At 66.1% G+C, this 14,779-nt stretch carries 13 protein-coding genes; 10 read left to right on the plus strand and 3 right to left on the minus strand.

The window, feature by feature from the left end; genetic code table 11:
• Positions 1 to 137: 137 nt before the first annotated feature.
• Both nfsB and EV147_RS03865 read left to right on the plus strand, forming a co-directional pair.
• Positions 138 to 791 carry an oxygen-insensitive NAD(P)H nitroreductase gene (gene nfsB, locus EV147_RS03860; RefSeq protein ID WP_130389784.1) on the plus strand — a complete coding sequence of 218 codons (654 nt, stop codon included), beginning with the start codon at positions 138 to 140 and terminating at the stop codon, positions 789 to 791.
• Between the two features lie 245 nt (positions 792 to 1,036).
• Positions 1,037 to 1,288 (plus strand): hypothetical protein, encoded by a 252-nt coding sequence (locus tag EV147_RS03865; RefSeq protein ID WP_130389785.1) that lies wholly within the window; start codon positions 1,037 to 1,039, stop codon positions 1,286 to 1,288.
• Between the two features lie 33 nt (positions 1,289 to 1,321).
• On the opposite strand, the gene EV147_RS03870 is transcribed toward EV147_RS03865, so the two are convergent.
• Both EV147_RS03870 and EV147_RS03875 read right to left on the minus strand, forming a co-directional pair.
• The gene (locus EV147_RS03870; RefSeq protein ID WP_130389786.1) at positions 1,322 to 2,989 is read right to left on the minus strand and encodes a GMC family oxidoreductase; all 1,668 of its coding nucleotides are present in this window, start codon (positions 2,987 to 2,989) and stop codon (positions 1,322 to 1,324) included.
• A 24-nt stretch (positions 2,990 to 3,013) separates the two neighbouring features.
• Complete coding sequence (locus EV147_RS03875; protein WP_130389787.1) at positions 3,014 to 4,987, minus strand: alkyl/aryl-sulfatase; 1,974 nt, start codon at positions 4,985 to 4,987, stop codon at positions 3,014 to 3,016.
• A 102-nt stretch (positions 4,988 to 5,089) separates the two neighbouring features.
• Between EV147_RS03875 and EV147_RS03880 the strand changes: the two genes are divergently transcribed.
• The 3 genes from EV147_RS03880 (at position 5,090) to EV147_RS03890 (ending at position 6,811) form a co-directional block, all read left to right on the plus strand.
• Entirely contained in the window at positions 5,090 to 5,986 is an 897-nt protein-coding gene (locus EV147_RS03880) for a LysR family transcriptional regulator (protein ID WP_235844599.1), read from the plus strand.
• A gap of 205 nt (positions 5,987 to 6,191) precedes the next feature.
• Positions 6,192 to 6,476 (plus strand): type II toxin-antitoxin system Phd/YefM family antitoxin, encoded by a 285-nt coding sequence (locus EV147_RS03885; RefSeq protein WP_130389789.1) that lies wholly within the window; start codon positions 6,192 to 6,194, stop codon positions 6,474 to 6,476.
• Entirely contained in the window at positions 6,476 to 6,811 is a 336-nt protein-coding gene (locus EV147_RS03890) for a type II toxin-antitoxin system RelE/ParE family toxin (protein ID WP_130389790.1), read from the plus strand. The genes EV147_RS03885 and EV147_RS03890 overlap by 1 nt, the downstream gene beginning before the upstream one ends.
• A 77-nt stretch (positions 6,812 to 6,888) precedes the next feature.
• Here EV147_RS03890 and fabI read toward each other — a convergent pair whose 3' ends face one another.
• Positions 6,889 to 7,671 (minus strand): enoyl-ACP reductase FabI, encoded by a 783-nt coding sequence (gene fabI, locus EV147_RS03895; RefSeq protein WP_130389791.1) that lies wholly within the window; start codon positions 7,669 to 7,671, stop codon positions 6,889 to 6,891.
• Positions 7,672 to 7,884: 213 nt separating this feature from the next.
• On the opposite strand from fabI, the gene EV147_RS03900 reads away from it, so the two are divergent.
• From EV147_RS03900 to EV147_RS03920, 5 genes are all read left to right on the plus strand, one after another.
• The gene (locus tag EV147_RS03900; RefSeq protein WP_130389792.1) at positions 7,885 to 9,777 is read left to right on the plus strand and encodes an extracellular solute-binding protein; all 1,893 of its coding nucleotides are present in this window, start codon (positions 7,885 to 7,887) and stop codon (positions 9,775 to 9,777) included.
• A 15-nt stretch (positions 9,778 to 9,792) separates the two neighbouring features.
• The gene (locus EV147_RS03905) at positions 9,793 to 10,842 is read left to right on the plus strand and encodes a microcin C ABC transporter permease YejB (RefSeq protein WP_130389793.1); all 1,050 of its coding nucleotides are present in this window, start codon (positions 9,793 to 9,795) and stop codon (positions 10,840 to 10,842) included.
• Positions 10,839 to 11,972, plus strand: coding sequence for an ABC transporter permease (locus EV147_RS03910; protein ID WP_130389794.1), 1,134 nt, complete (start codon positions 10,839 to 10,841; stop codon positions 11,970 to 11,972). Before EV147_RS03905 ends, EV147_RS03910 begins: the two co-directional genes overlap by 4 nt.
• A 59-nt stretch (positions 11,973 to 12,031) precedes the next feature.
• On the plus strand, positions 12,032 to 13,630 hold the full coding sequence (locus tag EV147_RS03915) for an ABC transporter ATP-binding protein (RefSeq protein WP_407923214.1): 1,599 nt from the start codon (positions 12,032 to 12,034) through the stop codon (positions 13,628 to 13,630).
• Positions 13,631 to 13,966: 336 nt separating this feature from the next.
• Entirely contained in the window at positions 13,967 to 14,647 is a 681-nt protein-coding gene (locus tag EV147_RS03920) for a C40 family peptidase (RefSeq protein WP_130389796.1), read from the plus strand.
• Positions 14,648 to 14,779 lie beyond the last annotated feature (132 nt).

The raw sequence follows: 14,779 nt of genomic DNA on the forward strand, positions 1-14,779 counted from the left end.
GCGGATCATTTTCTGCAAAAATGAGAAAGTGTTCCCCCGTTTTCCCAGTTTCCGGATAACTGCGGAATGTAGACAATACGGCTTCCCGCTTTTCCCGCTTTTCCCACTCATCGATCCTTCCGATCCAGCAACCCGCCATGACCCTGAACGACGCTGTCCTCTCCCGCTACACCACCAAGGCCTACGAGGCCGGCCGCAGCCTGCCGCAGGAGCAGGTGGACGCGCTGCTGCACTGGCTGCGCAACAGCCCCAGCTCGGTCAACTCGCAACCGTGGCATTTCGTGGTGGCCGGCACGCCCGAGGGCCGCGCGCGGATGGCCCAGGCCACCACGGGCAAGTTCGCCTACAACACCCCGAAGGTCACCGATGCCTCGCACGTGATTGCACTGTGCATCCGCGCCGATCTCGACGAGGCGCACCTGCAGGCGGTGCTGGCGCAGGAGCAGCAGGACGGCCGCTTCAAGGACGACGCCGCACGCGCCGGCCAGGACAAGACCCGGCGCAGCTATGTGGACCTGCACCGCTACGAACTGCGCGACGTGCCGCAATGGATGGAGAAGCAGGTCTACCTGGCGCTGGGCGGGCTGCTGCTGGGCGCCGCCACGCTCGGCATCGACGCCACGCCGATGGAAGGTTTCGACGCCGCCGCGCTCGACCAGGCGCTGGGCCTGCGCGAGCGCGGACTGACCAGCGTGGTGCTGGTGGCGCTGGGCTACCGCGGCGAGAACGACTTCAACGCCGGCCTGCCGAAATCGCGCCTGCCGGCCGAGGCCGTGTTCACGCATATCTGAGCGGCGATCCCAGGGCGCGCACCACCGCCGACCTGACGAAAAGAAGGGCAGGGCACTCCACTTGACGCAGCCAACCTATCCGAAAGGATGGTGCGGCTACGCAGCGGGATGTCCTGCCCTTAACTCATGTACAGCAGTCAGACGGCGCCTTGCCCGATACGATGGATGCCTGTTGTCCGGAGCCGTCCGCAGCCTGTCTGCAGCCTCCGGGCCCGCTCCAGAACCGCCCATCGTGAGGTACAGCCATGAGTCTCTCCGCAGTGACCCAGTCCAGATTCCTGGAAACCAGCCGCCGCTATCTGCTGTCCGGTGCCATCGGCGGCGCCATTGGTGGCGCCATCACCGGCGCCCTGATGGTGGCCACGCCGCTCGGCGACACCATGGCCGCCAGCGAGGGCTGGGCGCTGCGTGCGCCGGCAGAGGAAACCGCCACGGTCACCGAGGCGGTAGCGCGCGCCTTTGATGCGATGTCCGGCGGCCTGATGGCGCGGCTCTGACGCCGGGTCAATGCCCGCCCGGACGGCCCCCGCCTAGCCCTGCCGCATCAGGTCGGCGGCCTTCTCGGCGATCATGATCGTCGGCGCGTTGGTGTTGCCGCCGATCAGCGTCGGCATGACCGACGCATCGACCACGCGCAGCCCGGCCACGCCATGCACGCGCAGCCTGGGGTCCACCACGGCCAGCGCGTCCACGCCCATCCGGCAGGTGCCCACCGGGTGGTAGATCGTATCGGCGTTGGCGCGGATGAAGTCGCGAATCCTGCCATCGTCGCCTTCGCCGGGGCCGAGCAGCGCGTCCAGCGCGTCGGTGCCGGCCGCCGGACCCGCCCCGCGCAGCGCCGCCTGCGCGAAGATCCGCCGCATCAGCTTCACGCCGGTGACCATGCCGTCCAGGTCCGATTCCGCCGAGAGAAAGCGCGGATCGATCAGCGGCGCGTCACGCATGTCCGCCGATTGCAGCCGCACCGTGCCCCGGCTTTCGGGCCGCAGCACGCACGCGTGGCACGAGTAGCCATGGCCGGGCCGGCCGCCGGCTTTCGGATTCTTGACCGCCGCCGGGTTGCCGAGCAGCGCCGGCGCGAAATGCAGTTGCAGGTCGGGCGCCGCCAGGCCGGGGCGGGTCTTGACGAAGGCGCCGGCCTCCGCCACGGGCGAGGCCAGCATCCCGGTGCGGCGCCAGCGGTAGCGCAGCACCTCGCCGGCCATGCGCGCCACGCCGCGCCACGAGTAGCCATACAGGTGCCACGAGGCCTCGGCGCGGCCGATGATCACGTCCAGGTGGTCCTGCAGGTTCTCGCCCACCCCGGGCAGGTCGTGCACCACCTCGATGCCAAGGCTGCGCAGGTGCCCCGCCGGGCCGATGCCCGAGGCCAGCAGCAGTTGCGGCGAATGGAATGCCCCGGCGCTGACGATGACCTCGCGCCGCGCGCGCAGCGTCTGGCGCTGGCCGCCGCGCTCCACCTCCACGCCCACCGCGCGGCGTCCCTCGAACACGATGCGCAGCGCCTGGGTATCGACCATCACGGCGAGATTGGCGCGCCCGGCGTTGTGGCCCGCGTCGTCGCGCCGGCCCCGGTGCAGGTAGGCGCGCGCCGCGTTCCAGCGCTCGCCGTTGTACTGGGTGGTCTGGTACAGGCCGGCGCCTTCCTGCTCGGCGCCGTTGAAGTCGTCATTGAGCGGCACGCCGGCCTGGCCGGCGGCCTCGACAAAGCGCCGCGAGAACGGGTTGGGCGTGCGCAGGTCGCTCACGTGCAGCGGGCCGCTGCCGCCGTGCCAGGCGTCGTCGCGCCCGGCGTTGCGCTGGTTGCACTCGCTGCGGCGGAAGTAGGGCAGCACCTCGTCATAGCTCCAGCCCTCGGCACCGAGTTCGGCCCAGCGGTCGTAGTCGCTGCGGTGGCCGCGCACGTAGAGCATGGCGTTGATCGACGAACTGCCGCCCAGCCCGCGCCCGCGCGGCTGGTATGACGGCCGCCCGTTGAGCCCCGGCTGCGGCACGGTGCGCAGGCCGTAGTTGCGCGGCCCGGCGTTCGGCACGGTGCGCGCGATGGCCAGCGGCGTCCAGACGCTCGGGTGGTGATCGTGCGGTCCGGTCTCCAGCAGCGCCACGGTCTGGCCCGGCTGGTCGGCCAGCCGTCCGGCCAGCGCGCAGCCGGCCGACCCGGCGCCGACGATGATGTAGTCGAAAGTGGTCTCGCTCATGAATCGTGTCTCCCGGGCCGGTTCTTATTGCTGGTGCCCGCGCGGCGTCACCAGGTTGAAGCCGCTCTCGAACGTGTCGAGCATGCCGAACAAGCCTGCCACGGCCTGGGGGTTGCCGTCGATCCGGACCGCACCGGACTGGATGGCCTGCGGCAGGGTCAGTTGCTTCAGGCTGATCTGGTCGAGCGTGGCCTTGCTCAGCGTGACCGTGGCGGTGGGCTGGGCGTGCTCGGCCTCGGCCACATAGGTCAGCGCGCTGTTGCGCAGCGTCATCGCATAGCGCTGGTTCAGATCGGAAAATCGCCAGTTCAGCGTCATCGTCTTGCCGGCCGCCTTGTCGGCGTTGAGGCGTACGGCCAGGAAGTCGAAGAAGTTCGGCACGGTCAGCGCGCGCACCAGATCGGACGAACTCGTGCCCGCTGCGCCGCTCTGGCGCACCCCGTCGCGCAGTTCCATCGCACCGCTCAGATAGATATTGCGCCACGTGGCGTTTTCGCTCTGGTAGCCGAGCTGCTCCAGCGCGTCGGCCTGCAGCGCCCGTGCGGCGGCGTTCGACGGATCGGCGAAGACAAGTTCGTTGCCGATCTGCGCCACCCAGCGGTACTCGCCACGTGCGTAGGCATCTCGCAGTTTCGCCAGAACGGCGTCGGCGCCGCCCATCCACTCAATGGTCTTCCGCGCGGCCGGCACGGGCGGCAACGGGTTCAGGTGCGCCGGGTTGCCGTCGTAGAAGCCAAGGTAGCGCTGGTACACGGCGCGCACGTTGTGGCTGACCGAGCCGTAGTAATCGCGGGCGTACCACTTGTTGGCCAGCGCCGGCGGCAGGCTCTTCAGTTGACCGGCGATGTCCAGCGGCGTGTAGCCCTGGTTCATCAGCCGCAGCGTCTGGTCGTTGAGGTAGGCATACATGTCGCGCTGGTCGGATAGCAGTTCGACGATTTTTTCGCGGCCCCAGGTGGGCCAGTGGTGCTGGCCGACCAGCACGTCCGAGCGGTTGCCGTAGCGCAGCAGCGACTGCGCCAGGAAGTACGACCATGCCTTGGCATCGCGTACCGGGGCACCGCGCAGCGTCAGCAGGTTGTGCTGGGTGCGCACCGCGTTTTCGGCGATGCACAGCGTCCGGAACTGCGGCAGGTAGATATTCATCTCGGCCGGCGCCTCGGTGCCGGGGGTGAGCTGGAACTCGATGTCCACGCCGTCGATGCGGCGCGTGTCGATCGGCTTCTCGATCAGCACGGTGGGCGCGATCAGCGTCATGGTGCCGCGCGCGGTGGCCTTGCCCAGCCCGGTGTCTACCTGGCCCGTGGCGCTCTTCGGCAGGTTGATGCCGTACATGAACTGCGCGCGCCGGCTCATGGCGGTGCCGGCCAGCACGTTCTCGCTGACTGCCTCGTCCATGAAGCCGTGCGGCGCCAGGATGGCGACCTTGCCCGCCTTGACATCGGCCTCGCTGACCAGCCCGCGCACGCCGCCAAAGTGATCGACGTGGCTGTGGGTGTAGATCACCGCCACGATCGGCTTGCGCGGCCGGTTCGCGTAGTACAGGTCGAGGCCGGCGCGGGCGGTCTCGGCGGTCAGCAGCGTGTCGATCACGATCAGCCCGGTGTCGCCCTCGACGATGGTCATGTTGGCCAGGTCGTTGCCGCGGATCTGGTACACCCGGTCGGACACCTTGAACAGGCCGGCCTCGTTGTTCAACTGCGCCAGCCGCCAGAGGCTCGGGTTGACCGTGCTCGGCGCGTCGGCGGCGGATTCGAACGCGTAGGCGTCGAAATCCCAGGCCACGTTGCCGTCAGCCGTCTTGATCGTGCGCTCCGGAAAGCGCGCCACGAGTCCGCGCTTCGCATCCTCGTAGTCGGCCCGGTCCGAAAACGGCAGCTTGCGCAGCCATTCGGCATGCGACTGCTCGGTCAGCGGTGTGGCGGGCTTGGGCGCGGCGGACGCGCTCATCACGGCGAACGTGGCGGAGATCAGCAGGGCAAGACGGGCGAGGCGCATGGAAAGTCGTTCCGGATGAAAAAACGAAGCATCTATTGGATGCGTCCACGACCTATAATTCAATTGCAAATTTCGTATCGCAGCAATGCGGGGAGTGCATGGATGAACCTGAAGCGGCTCGAACATCTGGTGGCGGTGGCGGAGGAGGGCTCGCTGGCGGCGGCGGCCCGGCGTGTCCACCTGAGCCAACCCGCCCTGACGCGCAGCATCCAGGCGCTTGAAGAGGAGGCCGGCGCCGTGCTGCTCGACCGGGGCGCGCGCGGCGTGACGCTGACCGCCGTGGGCCGCATGGTCACCGAGCGCGCGCGCCGCATCCTGTTCGAATCGGGCTGTCTCGCGCGTGATCTTGCCCTGGTGCGCCAGCACGAGATCGGCAGCGTCCAGATCGGTTTCGGCGCCTTCCCGGCCGCCATCCTGCTGCCCGAACTGCTCTGCGAGCTGCACCGGCAGTGGCCCAAGCTGCGCATCGCCACCGAGGTCAACCATCCGCGCGCGTTGCTCGACGCGCTCTACGCCGAGCAGGTGGACTTCGTCGTGATCGAGCACAGCACCGTGCCCACCGTGGCCGAACTCGAAGTCCGCCGCCTTCCCGCCGGCCCCGGCGGCATCTTCGCCCGCGCCGGCCATCCGCTGGCCGCCGGCCCGGTCGATATCGCCACCCTGCGCGCCTCGGCCCTCGTTTCCGTAGTATTTCCGCCAGAAACCCACGAGCGCCTGCGCAAGCTGCTGCGCTGCAAGCCCGGCGAGGACCTGCCGTTCCAGGTCGAAAGCAACGACTTCCGGGCCCTGACCCACCTCGTCCGGAACGCCGACGCCCTGCTGCTGGGCCCCACGCGCGCGGTCGCCGAAGAACTGAAGGCGGGAAAGCTGGTGACACTGGACGTGCCGGAACTGCCCGAAGTCACGATGCAGTTCTCGGTGGTGTGGCTGAAACAGCGGACGCTGTCGCCAGCGGCGGGAAGGGCGGTGGGGGTGATCGAAGGGGTGGCGGGAGGGTGACCACGCAGATTTTATGAGTTTCCGCGGTTCTATGGCCTGGCTCGAAGAAAAGCTCGAACAAATCAATTGAAGATGCTACGTAAGCCGAGCGCAGTACTTCTGAGTAGAGGCGCTGCGCTCGGTTTGCAACAGTGGGTTTTTGGCGGGGGGTTGATGGAGAACTGATAAAAGACTATATTCAGTCCGATCCATAGCGGACGGAAAAATGCGCATCACAAATCACATCAAGCCCATCAGCTATCTCAAAAGCGAGGCAGCCCAGATCGTCAAGGACCTTGCCGAGTCTGGCGAGCCGCTGATCATCACGCAGAACGGCGAAGCCAAGCTCGTCGTTCAGGACGTGCGTAGCTACGAAGCCGATCGGCAGACGCTGGCGCTTCTCAAGATCCTCGCGCTCGGCCAGAAACAGATCGAGCAGGGCAAGTTTTCTGATATCGACGATGTGTTTGCCGAGTTGGACGAACTGGACAGGCAAGAGAAACGGCGCTGATGGCTTCCAAACTGCTGAGAGCAAAGCTTCTCGACAGCGGGAAGGCAGAACTGATGCGCGTCCGGCGCTATGTGGTGGATGCATTTGGCTTGCCTGTCTGGGAAGCGTCGTATGCCCTGATTCGGGCATCCATCGAACGAATCCGGGAGTATCCGGAGAGCGGGCACCCCGTCGACGAACTCGGTGCGCTGACCGCTGACCGATTCCGCGAAGTGAACTGCGGCCGGAACCGGATCATCTATGAGGTAAGGGGCGATACCGTCTACATCCACCTGATCGTGGATCAGCGCCGCGATCTGACGGCCTTGTTGCAGTCGATGGTCCTTCACGTGTAAGGCATTGGGTCCAACGACAAGACCACAAGAAAAAAGCGCCCGAGGGCGCTTTCATAACATCGGAACAACGGGTCGGATCACTCCTCCACCGCCGTCCCCACGATGTTGTATCCGCCGTCCACGTACGTGATCTCGCCCGTCACGCCGCTGGCGAGGTCGGAGAGCAGGAAGGCGGCCACGTTGCCGACTTCCTCGATCGTCACGTTGCGGCGCATCGGGGCCACGTCTTCGAAGTGCTTGAGCAGCTTGCCGAAGTCCTTGATGCCCGAGGCGGCCAGGGTCTTGATCGGGCCGGCGGAGATGCCGTTGGCGCGCATGCCCTTCGGGCCGATGGCCGAGGCCAGGTAGCGGACGCTGGCTTCGAGCGAGGCCTTGGCCAGGCCCATCGTGTTGTAGTTCGGTACCACGCGCTCCGCGCCCAGGTAGCTCAGCGTCAGCAGCGAGGCTTTCTCGTTGAGCAGCGGCAGTGCGGCCTTCGCCAGTGCCGGGAAGCTGTAGGCCGAGATGTCGTGGGCGATCCGGAAGCCTTCGCGCGACAGGCCGTCGAGGAAGTCGCCGGCGATGGCTTCGCGCGGGGCGAACCCGATCGAATGCACCAGCCCGTCGAATTTTTCCCAGCGCTGCCCCAGGGCGGCGAACGTGGCGGCGATCTGCTCGTCGCTGCCGACGTCGCAGTCATAGATCATGTCGGAACCGAATTCCTTGGCGAAGTCCGTGATGCGGTCCTTGAATCGTTCGCCCACGTACGTGAAGGCCAGTTCGGCGCCTTCGCGCTTGCATGCCGAGGCAATGCCGTAGGCAATCGAGCGGTTCGAAAGCAAGCCCGTGATCAGGATCCGCTTACCTGCCAGAAATCCCATAGAAACTCCATGATGGTTGTGAGGACGGGCATGTTTCGTGCACCGGCCCGTGGTCCGGTGCACGGCGAGGATTAGACCCCGCCTTTTGTTGCGCCGCGTAGAGGGAATGTCCGGATGGCTGGGCGCCATCCGAACACATGTAAAATTGTCGCACAACTTCGCCCGGCCACAAGCCGCCGGGCTGTCTCGGGCATTGTGGAGGTCTGCAACCGGATGCTGATTCATGCACGTTGGCCGCGCTGGGCGGCAGGGCGGTGCTTCCGTCGACGCGCGGTGGTGCATTGGGGTCTCGCGCTGTCGATCCTGACTGCGGGTTTTCCCCTATCTGTGCCATCTACTTACGCCGGCCATGGTTTCGCGCTGCATGGCGACCTGAAGTATCCGGCCGATTTTCCGCATTTCGACTACGTCAATCCGGCGGCCCCGCAGGGCGGCACGCTGACGCTGGCCAATCCGGACCGGCGCACCAGCTTCGACAAGTTCAATCCGTTCACGCTCAAGGGCACGGCAGCGCCGGGCCTGACCTCGCTGATGTTCGAGACGCTGCTGGTCAGCAGCGCCGACGAATCGGCCAGCGCCTACGGCCTGCTGGCCGACGACGTGACCGTGGCGCCCGACCAGCTCTCGGTCACGTTCCACCTGCGGCCCGAGGCGCGCTTCAACAATGGCGACCCGGTGCTGGCCGCCGACATCAAGTATTCCTACGACATGCTGATGAGCAAGTCCGCCAGTCCGGGCTACCGCAGCATGTGTTCGGACGTAAAAGCCGTGGTGGTGACCGGCGAGCGGACCGTGCGCTTTGATTTCAAGCAACGCAACGCCGAACTGCCGCTGATCGTCGGCCAGTTGCCGATCTTTTCGAAGAAGTGGACGTCCAAGACGCCGTTCGAGAAGCTGACGTTCGAGGAGCCGGTAGCCAGCGGCCCGTACCGGATCGAGCGGTTCGATGCCGGCCGCGGCATCATCTTCCAGCGTAATCCCAAGTACTGGGGCCGCAACCTGGCCGTGCGGCGCGGCACCTTCAACTTTGACCGCGTGGTCTACCGGCTCTACAAGGACGAGACGGCGCGGCTGGAGGCGTTCAAGGCCGGCGAATTCGACGCCATCGTCGAGTACCGCTCCAAGAATTGGGCAAAAAGCTATGTCGGCAAGCGTTTCCGCGACGGCAGCCTGATCAAGACCGACTTCCCGCACCGCAACGGCGCCGGCATGCAGGGCTTCGTGATGAACATGCGCAAGCCGATCTTCCAGGACGTGAACGTGCGTCGCGCGCTGATCCTGGCGCTCGACTTCGAATGGCTGAACCGCCAGTTGTTCTACGGCGCCTACCGCCGTCTCGACAGCTGGTTCTCGAACAGCGAACTGGCCGCGAGCACCACGTTCGACGGCAAGCCCGGCCCCGGCGAACTGAAGCTGCTGGAGCCGCTGCGCCGCGAGCTGCCGCCCGAGGTGTTCGGCGTGGACGTGGTGCAGCCCACCACCAACCCGCCGCGGTCGCTCCGCGACAACCTGCGCGACGCCCGGCGCCTGCTGGCCCAGGCCGGCTGGACCTACGCCGACGGGGCGCTGCGCAATGCCAAGGGCGAGCCGCTGGTGTTCGAGTTCCTCGACGACGGCGGCGCGATGAGCCGGGTCATCACGGCCTACGTGCGCAACCTCGAAAAGCTCGGCATCCAGGTGCACCAGCGCACCACGGACTTCGCGCTGTACCAGAAGCGGCTGGAGGATTTCGATTTCGACATGGTGTCGATCCGTTTCCCGGACTCGCAAAGCCCCGGCAACGAGCTGCGCGACCGTTTCACGACCGAGGCCGCCGGCACGCCGGGCTCCGACAACCTGTTCGGGCTCAAGTCGCCGGCCGTGGACAAGCTCGTGGACGCGGTGCTGCACGCCGAGTCGCGCGACGACCTCGTGGTGGCCGGCCGCGCGCTGGACCGCGTGCTGATGCACGGCTACTACATCGTGCCGAACTGGTACAGTGCGTCCCACCGCGTGTCGTACCGCAAGGAGTTGTCGTACCCGGCGCGCCTGCCGTACTTCTATACCGCGGAGGGCTGGATTCTCTCCAACTGGTGGCGCAACGACCTCGCGCCGCGCACCCAGTAAGGACCCCGGAGGCCAATGCTTGCCTATCTGCTGAAGCGAATCCTGCTGATGATCCCGACGCTGATCGGGGTCATCACGCTGACGTTCGTCGTGATCCAGTTCGTGCCGGGTGGCCCGGTCGAGCAGATGATGATGGAAATGAAGGGCCGCGGCGGCGCCGCGGAAGCCAGCGGCGGCGGGGCGGAATACCGCGGCCGGCGCGGCGTGGACCCCGAGAAGATCAAGGAAATCCAGGCGCTGTACGGCTTCGACAAGCCGCCGCTGGAGCGTTATTTCATGATGCTCAAGCGCTTTGCCCAGTTCGACCTGGGCCAGAGCTATTTCCAGCACCGCAGCGTCTGGGAACTGGTGAAGTCCAAGATGCCGGTGTCGATCAGCCTCGGGCTCTGGACGTTCTTCCTGACCTACCTGATATCGGTGCCGCTCGGCATCTCGAAGGCGATCCGCGCGGGCAGCCGCTTCGACGTGATCAGCACCATGATCGTGCTGGTGGGCTACGCGATCCCCGGTTTCGTGCTCGGCGTGCTGCTGCTGGTGCTGTTCGGCGGGGGCACCTTCCTGCAGTGGTTCCCGCTGCGCGGGCTGACCTCCGACAACTGGGAGCAGCTCTCGCTGATGGGCAAGGTCATGGATTACCTGTGGCACCTGGTGATGCCGATCACGGCCTCGGTCGTGGGCAGCTTCGCCGTGGTGACGATGCTGACCAAGAACGCCTTCCTGGAGGAAATCCGCAAGCAGTACGTGCTGACCGCCCGGGCCAAGGGTCTGTCCGAGCGGCGCGTGCTCTGGAAGCATGTGTTCCGCAATGCACTGATTCCGCTCGTCACGGGCTTTCCGGCGGCGTTCATCGGCGCCTTCTTCACTGGCTCGCTGCTGATCGAGACGCTGTTCTCGCTCGACGGGCTGGGCCTGCTGTCCTATGAAGCCGTCCTGCGCCGCGATTACCCGGTGGTGCTGGGCACGCTCTATCTGTTTACGCTGATCGGCCTCGTGACCCGCCTGATTTCCGATGTCTGCTACGTGATGGTGGACCCCCGCATCCACTTCGAGGGGATGCACCGATGAGATTCCGCGCCAAGGCAGCGGCCGGCGTGGCCAGCCTGCCGCACTCCCTGTCTCCCCGCCAGCGCGCCTGGCAGCGCTTTCGCCGCAACCGGCTTGGCTACTGGAGCCTGGTGCTGTTCGTCATCATGTTCGTGCTGAGCATGGGCGCCGAACTATTGTCGAGCGACCGCCCGCTGATGGTGCGCTACAAGGGCGAGTACTACTTCCCGATCGTCAAGGTCTACTCCGAGACCACGTTCGATGGCGATTTTGCGACGCCGGCCGACTATCTCGACCCGTTCATCCGCGACCGCATCACGACCAATGGCAATTTCGCCATTTTTCCGCCGAACCGGTATTCCTACGATTCGCTGAACTACTTCGCCAAGGAGCCGAACCCGGCGCCGCCGTCGGCCGACAACTGGCTCGGCACCGATGACCGGGGCCGCGACGTGCTGGCGCGGCTGCTGTACGGCTTCCGCGTCTCGGTGCTGTTCGGGCTGGCGCTGACGGTGATAGGGGTGCTGGTGGGCACGCTGACCGGAGCGCTGATGGGCTTCTTCGGCGGGCGCTTCGACCTGTTCTCGCAGCGCGCCATCGAGATCTGGAGCGCGATGCCGGAGCTGTACCTGCTGATCATCTTCGCCTCGATCTTCGAGCCGAGCCTGGCGCTGCTGGTGATCCTGCTCTCGCTGTTCGGCTGGATGGGCTTGTCGGACTACGTGCGGGCCGAGTTCTACCGCAACCGCTCGCTCGACTACGTCAAGGCCGCCCGCGCGCTGGGGTTGTCGAACGTGCAGATCATGTGGCGCCATATCCTGCCCAACAGCCTGACGCCGGTGATCACGTTCCTGCCATTCCGCATGAGCGCGGCAATCCTGGCGCTGACCAGCCTCGACTTCCTGGGCCTGGGCGTGCCGCCCACCACGCCGAGCCTGGGCGAATTGCTGGCGCAGGGCAAGGCCAACCTCGATGCCTGGTGGATCTCGCTGGGCACGTTCACGGTGCTGGTCGTCACGCTGCTGCTGCTGACCTTCATGGGCGATGCGCTGCGCGACGCCTTCGATACCCGCCTGGGCCTGGCGCAACTGCGCGGCCGCGTGGAGCCCAAGGTGCCGGCCGGCAGCCCGGCGGCGGAGGCCGCGCCATGAGCTCGGTGACATCGCTGTTCGACGAAACCGTGGCTCCTCCGGCCCCGGGCACGCAACTGATGTGCGTGGACCGCCTGTCCGTGACCTTCGGCGAGGGCGAGCACGCCACCCGCGCGGTGCGCGACGTGAGCTTCGACCTGCGCGCCGGCGAACGCTACGCGCTGGTGGGCGAATCGGGCTCGGGCAAGACCGTGACCGCGCTGGCCATGCTGCGGCTGGTGGGGGACGCGCACTACCACGGGGCGATCCGCTTCGAGGGCAAGGATCTGCTGCAGGTGTCCGACCGCGAGATGCGTGGCATCCGGGGCTCGGAGATCGCCATGATCTTCCAGGAGCCCATGACCGCGCTGAACCCGCTCTATACGATCGGCAACCAGATCGTCGAGACGCTGGCGCTGCATGAGGGGCTGGACCGCCGCGCCGCGCGCAACCGGGCCATCGCGCTGCTGGAGCGCACCGGCATCAGCGACGCCGCCAACCGCTTCAACAGCTTTCCGCACCAGCTTTCGGGCGGCCAGCGGCAGCGCGCGATGATCGCCATGGCGTTGGCCTGCCGCCCCAAGCTGCTGCTGGCCGACGAGCCCACCACGGCGCTCGATGTGACCATTCGAGCGCAAATTCTGGATCTGCTGCGCAGCCTGCAGGCCGAGTTCGGCATGGCCGTGATGCTGATCACGCACGACCTGAACATGGTGCGAGCGTTCGCCCAGCGGGTGGGGGTGATGGAGAAGGGCGTGCTGGTGGAGACCGGCGAGACCGCCGAAGTGTTCGCCAATCCGCGCCACCCGTACACGCGCAAGCTGATCGACAGCCGCCCGAAGCGCGAGGTGCTGCCGCTGGTGCCGCTGGCGCCGGTGCTGCTGGAAACCGACGCGCTGTGCGTCAACTATCAGAAGAAGCGCCCCGGGTTTGCCGGCTGGTTCGGCAAGGAGGCATTCGCTGCGGTCAAGGACGTGACGTTGCAGTTGCGCGAGGGCGAGACGGTCGGCATCGTCGGCGAGTCCGGCTCGGGCAAGACCACGCTGGCCCATGCGGTGCTGGCGCTGCAGCGCAAGAGCGCCGGGGCGATCCGCTTCCTCGGGCGCAGCTTCGACGCCTGCACGGCAAAGGAACGCAGTTCGCTGCGCTCGCGCATGCAGGTGGTGTTCCAGGATCCGTTCGGCTCGCTGTCGCCGCGCATGACGATCGAGCAGATCGTGGGGGAGGGCCTGGCCCTGCACCAGCCGGGGCTGTCGCCCGAAGCCATGCGGGAACTGGTCATCGAGGCGTTGCGCGAGGTCGGGCTCGACCGCACCGCGCTCGGCCGCTATCCGCACGAGTTCTCGGGCGGGCAGCGCCAGCGTATCGCCATCGCGCGCGTGCTGATCCTCAAACCGCAGGTGCTCGTGCTCGATGAGCCGACTTCGGCACTTGATGTGTCGATCCAGCAGCAGGTGCTGGCGCTGCTCTCGCAGTTGCAGCACAAGTACAACCTCAGCTACCTGTTCATCAGCCACGATCTGGCCGTGATCCGTGCGATGGCGCACCGAGTCATCGTCATGAAGAACGGTGAAGTGGTGGAATCGGGCGAGACCGACACGGTACTCGGCGCGCCGCAGCATCCGTATACGAGAAAGCTGATGGCGGCCGCCCAGTTGGGTGCCGCCACGGTGATGTGATGGCAGGGCCGTGTTTAACGGCACTGACACAGGATTCCTTTATAGGGAATCTAACAATCAAGATGACTTTTTTACGCTAATTCATTGATTTGCCGGTCTTTTGCGGGGAATTTGTAACCAACTTTGACACGTCAGGGTGGGTACTTTAGTATTCCGCGATAAGTTTTGTCGGGGGTGGTTCGTCCGCCGCATGCAGGCCCTGGGGAGGGCCGGAGTTGCACGCGGCTGGTGCAGCGCTGCAGGCGTACTTCTTGCGTACGTTCCGCCCTGATGTCTTTTCGCTGTCCGGCTATGTCTGACAAGCCGGTCAGATTTGTCCGATCATCAGGAGAGCCAATGCAAACGGTACTTCATTCGCTGGCGCGTGCCGCTATCGGAATTGCCATTGCCTGCGGTGCGACTGTGTCGAATGGAGTGCTGGCGGATACGGTGTTCAAGGACCCTGACGCCCGGATCGAAGCGCGTGCCGACCAGGCCGCCGACCATCCGGAACACAAGCGTGGCTTGTTGTCGTCGGTCATGAGCTCCACCAGCAACGTTGCCAGCAAGGCTGGCGACCTGGTCATGAACGCGCTGGGACTGATTGGTGTGCGTTACCGCTTCGGCGGCAACAGCCCCGAATCGGGCCTGGACTGCAGCGGCTTCGTCCGCTACGTGTTCAACGACACATTCGGCTTCATGTTGCCGCGCCGGTCCGTGGAAATGAGCCAGGTGGGCACCACCGTGGCCGTCAACGAACTGCGTCCGGGGGACCTCGTGTTCTTCAACACGATGCGCCACACGTTCTCGCACGTCGGCATCTATATCGGCGACAACAAGTTCGTGCACGCACCGTCCACCGGCAGCAAGATCCGCGTTGACGACATGCGCGCCTCTTACTGGGTCACGCGCTACAACGGCGCACGCCGCATCGACGATTCGGCGCGCGGCTCGGTGGACACCACCGGCGGCATGATCGAGACGCTCAAGCGCTACGATCCGAACGCCCAGGGCCGCTCGATCCTCGTCGGCGGCTGACCGGGATCTGGCTCCGGCCAAATAAAAAAGGACTGCTCCGGCAGTCCTTTTTTGTTGCCCGTCGCGCGGGGCAGGGTGACAGCGGCTGTCGATCGGGCTGACGAATCCTGTCAGCCTGACTGCCCAACGTCG

Source organism: Cupriavidus agavae (genome assembly GCF_004217045.1).
Lineage (GTDB): Bacteria > Pseudomonadota > Gammaproteobacteria > Burkholderiales > Burkholderiaceae > Cupriavidus > Cupriavidus agavae.

Excerpts from the sequence above, each read along its gene's own strand:
- nfsB (WP_130389784.1), top strand. The coding sequence starts at position 138 with ATGACCCTGAACGACGCTGTCCTCTCCCGCTACACCACCAAGGCCTAC.
- EV147_RS03865 (WP_130389785.1), top strand. The coding sequence starts at position 1,037 with ATGAGTCTCTCCGCAGTGACCCAGTCCAGATTCCTGGAAACCAGCCGC.
- EV147_RS03870 (WP_130389786.1), bottom strand. The coding sequence starts at position 2,989 with ATGAGCGAGACCACTTTCGACTACATCATCGTCGGCGCCGGGTCGGCC.
- EV147_RS03875 (WP_130389787.1), bottom strand. The coding sequence starts at position 4,987 with ATGCGCCTCGCCCGTCTTGCCCTGCTGATCTCCGCCACGTTCGCCGTG.
- EV147_RS03880 (WP_235844599.1), top strand. The coding sequence starts at position 5,090 with ATGAACCTGAAGCGGCTCGAACATCTGGTGGCGGTGGCGGAGGAGGGC.
- EV147_RS03885 (WP_130389789.1), top strand. The coding sequence starts at position 6,192 with ATGCGCATCACAAATCACATCAAGCCCATCAGCTATCTCAAAAGCGAG.
- EV147_RS03890 (WP_130389790.1), top strand. The coding sequence starts at position 6,476 with ATGGCTTCCAAACTGCTGAGAGCAAAGCTTCTCGACAGCGGGAAGGCA.
- fabI (WP_130389791.1), bottom strand. The coding sequence starts at position 7,671 with ATGGGATTTCTGGCAGGTAAGCGGATCCTGATCACGGGCTTGCTTTCG.
- EV147_RS03900 (WP_130389792.1), top strand. The coding sequence starts at position 7,885 with ATGCTGATTCATGCACGTTGGCCGCGCTGGGCGGCAGGGCGGTGCTTC.
- EV147_RS03905 (WP_130389793.1), top strand. The coding sequence starts at position 9,793 with ATGCTTGCCTATCTGCTGAAGCGAATCCTGCTGATGATCCCGACGCTG.
- EV147_RS03910 (WP_130389794.1), top strand. The coding sequence starts at position 10,839 with ATGAGATTCCGCGCCAAGGCAGCGGCCGGCGTGGCCAGCCTGCCGCAC.
- EV147_RS03915 (WP_407923214.1), top strand. The coding sequence starts at position 12,032 with ATGTGCGTGGACCGCCTGTCCGTGACCTTCGGCGAGGGCGAGCACGCC.
- EV147_RS03920 (WP_130389796.1), top strand. The coding sequence starts at position 13,967 with ATGCAAACGGTACTTCATTCGCTGGCGCGTGCCGCTATCGGAATTGCC.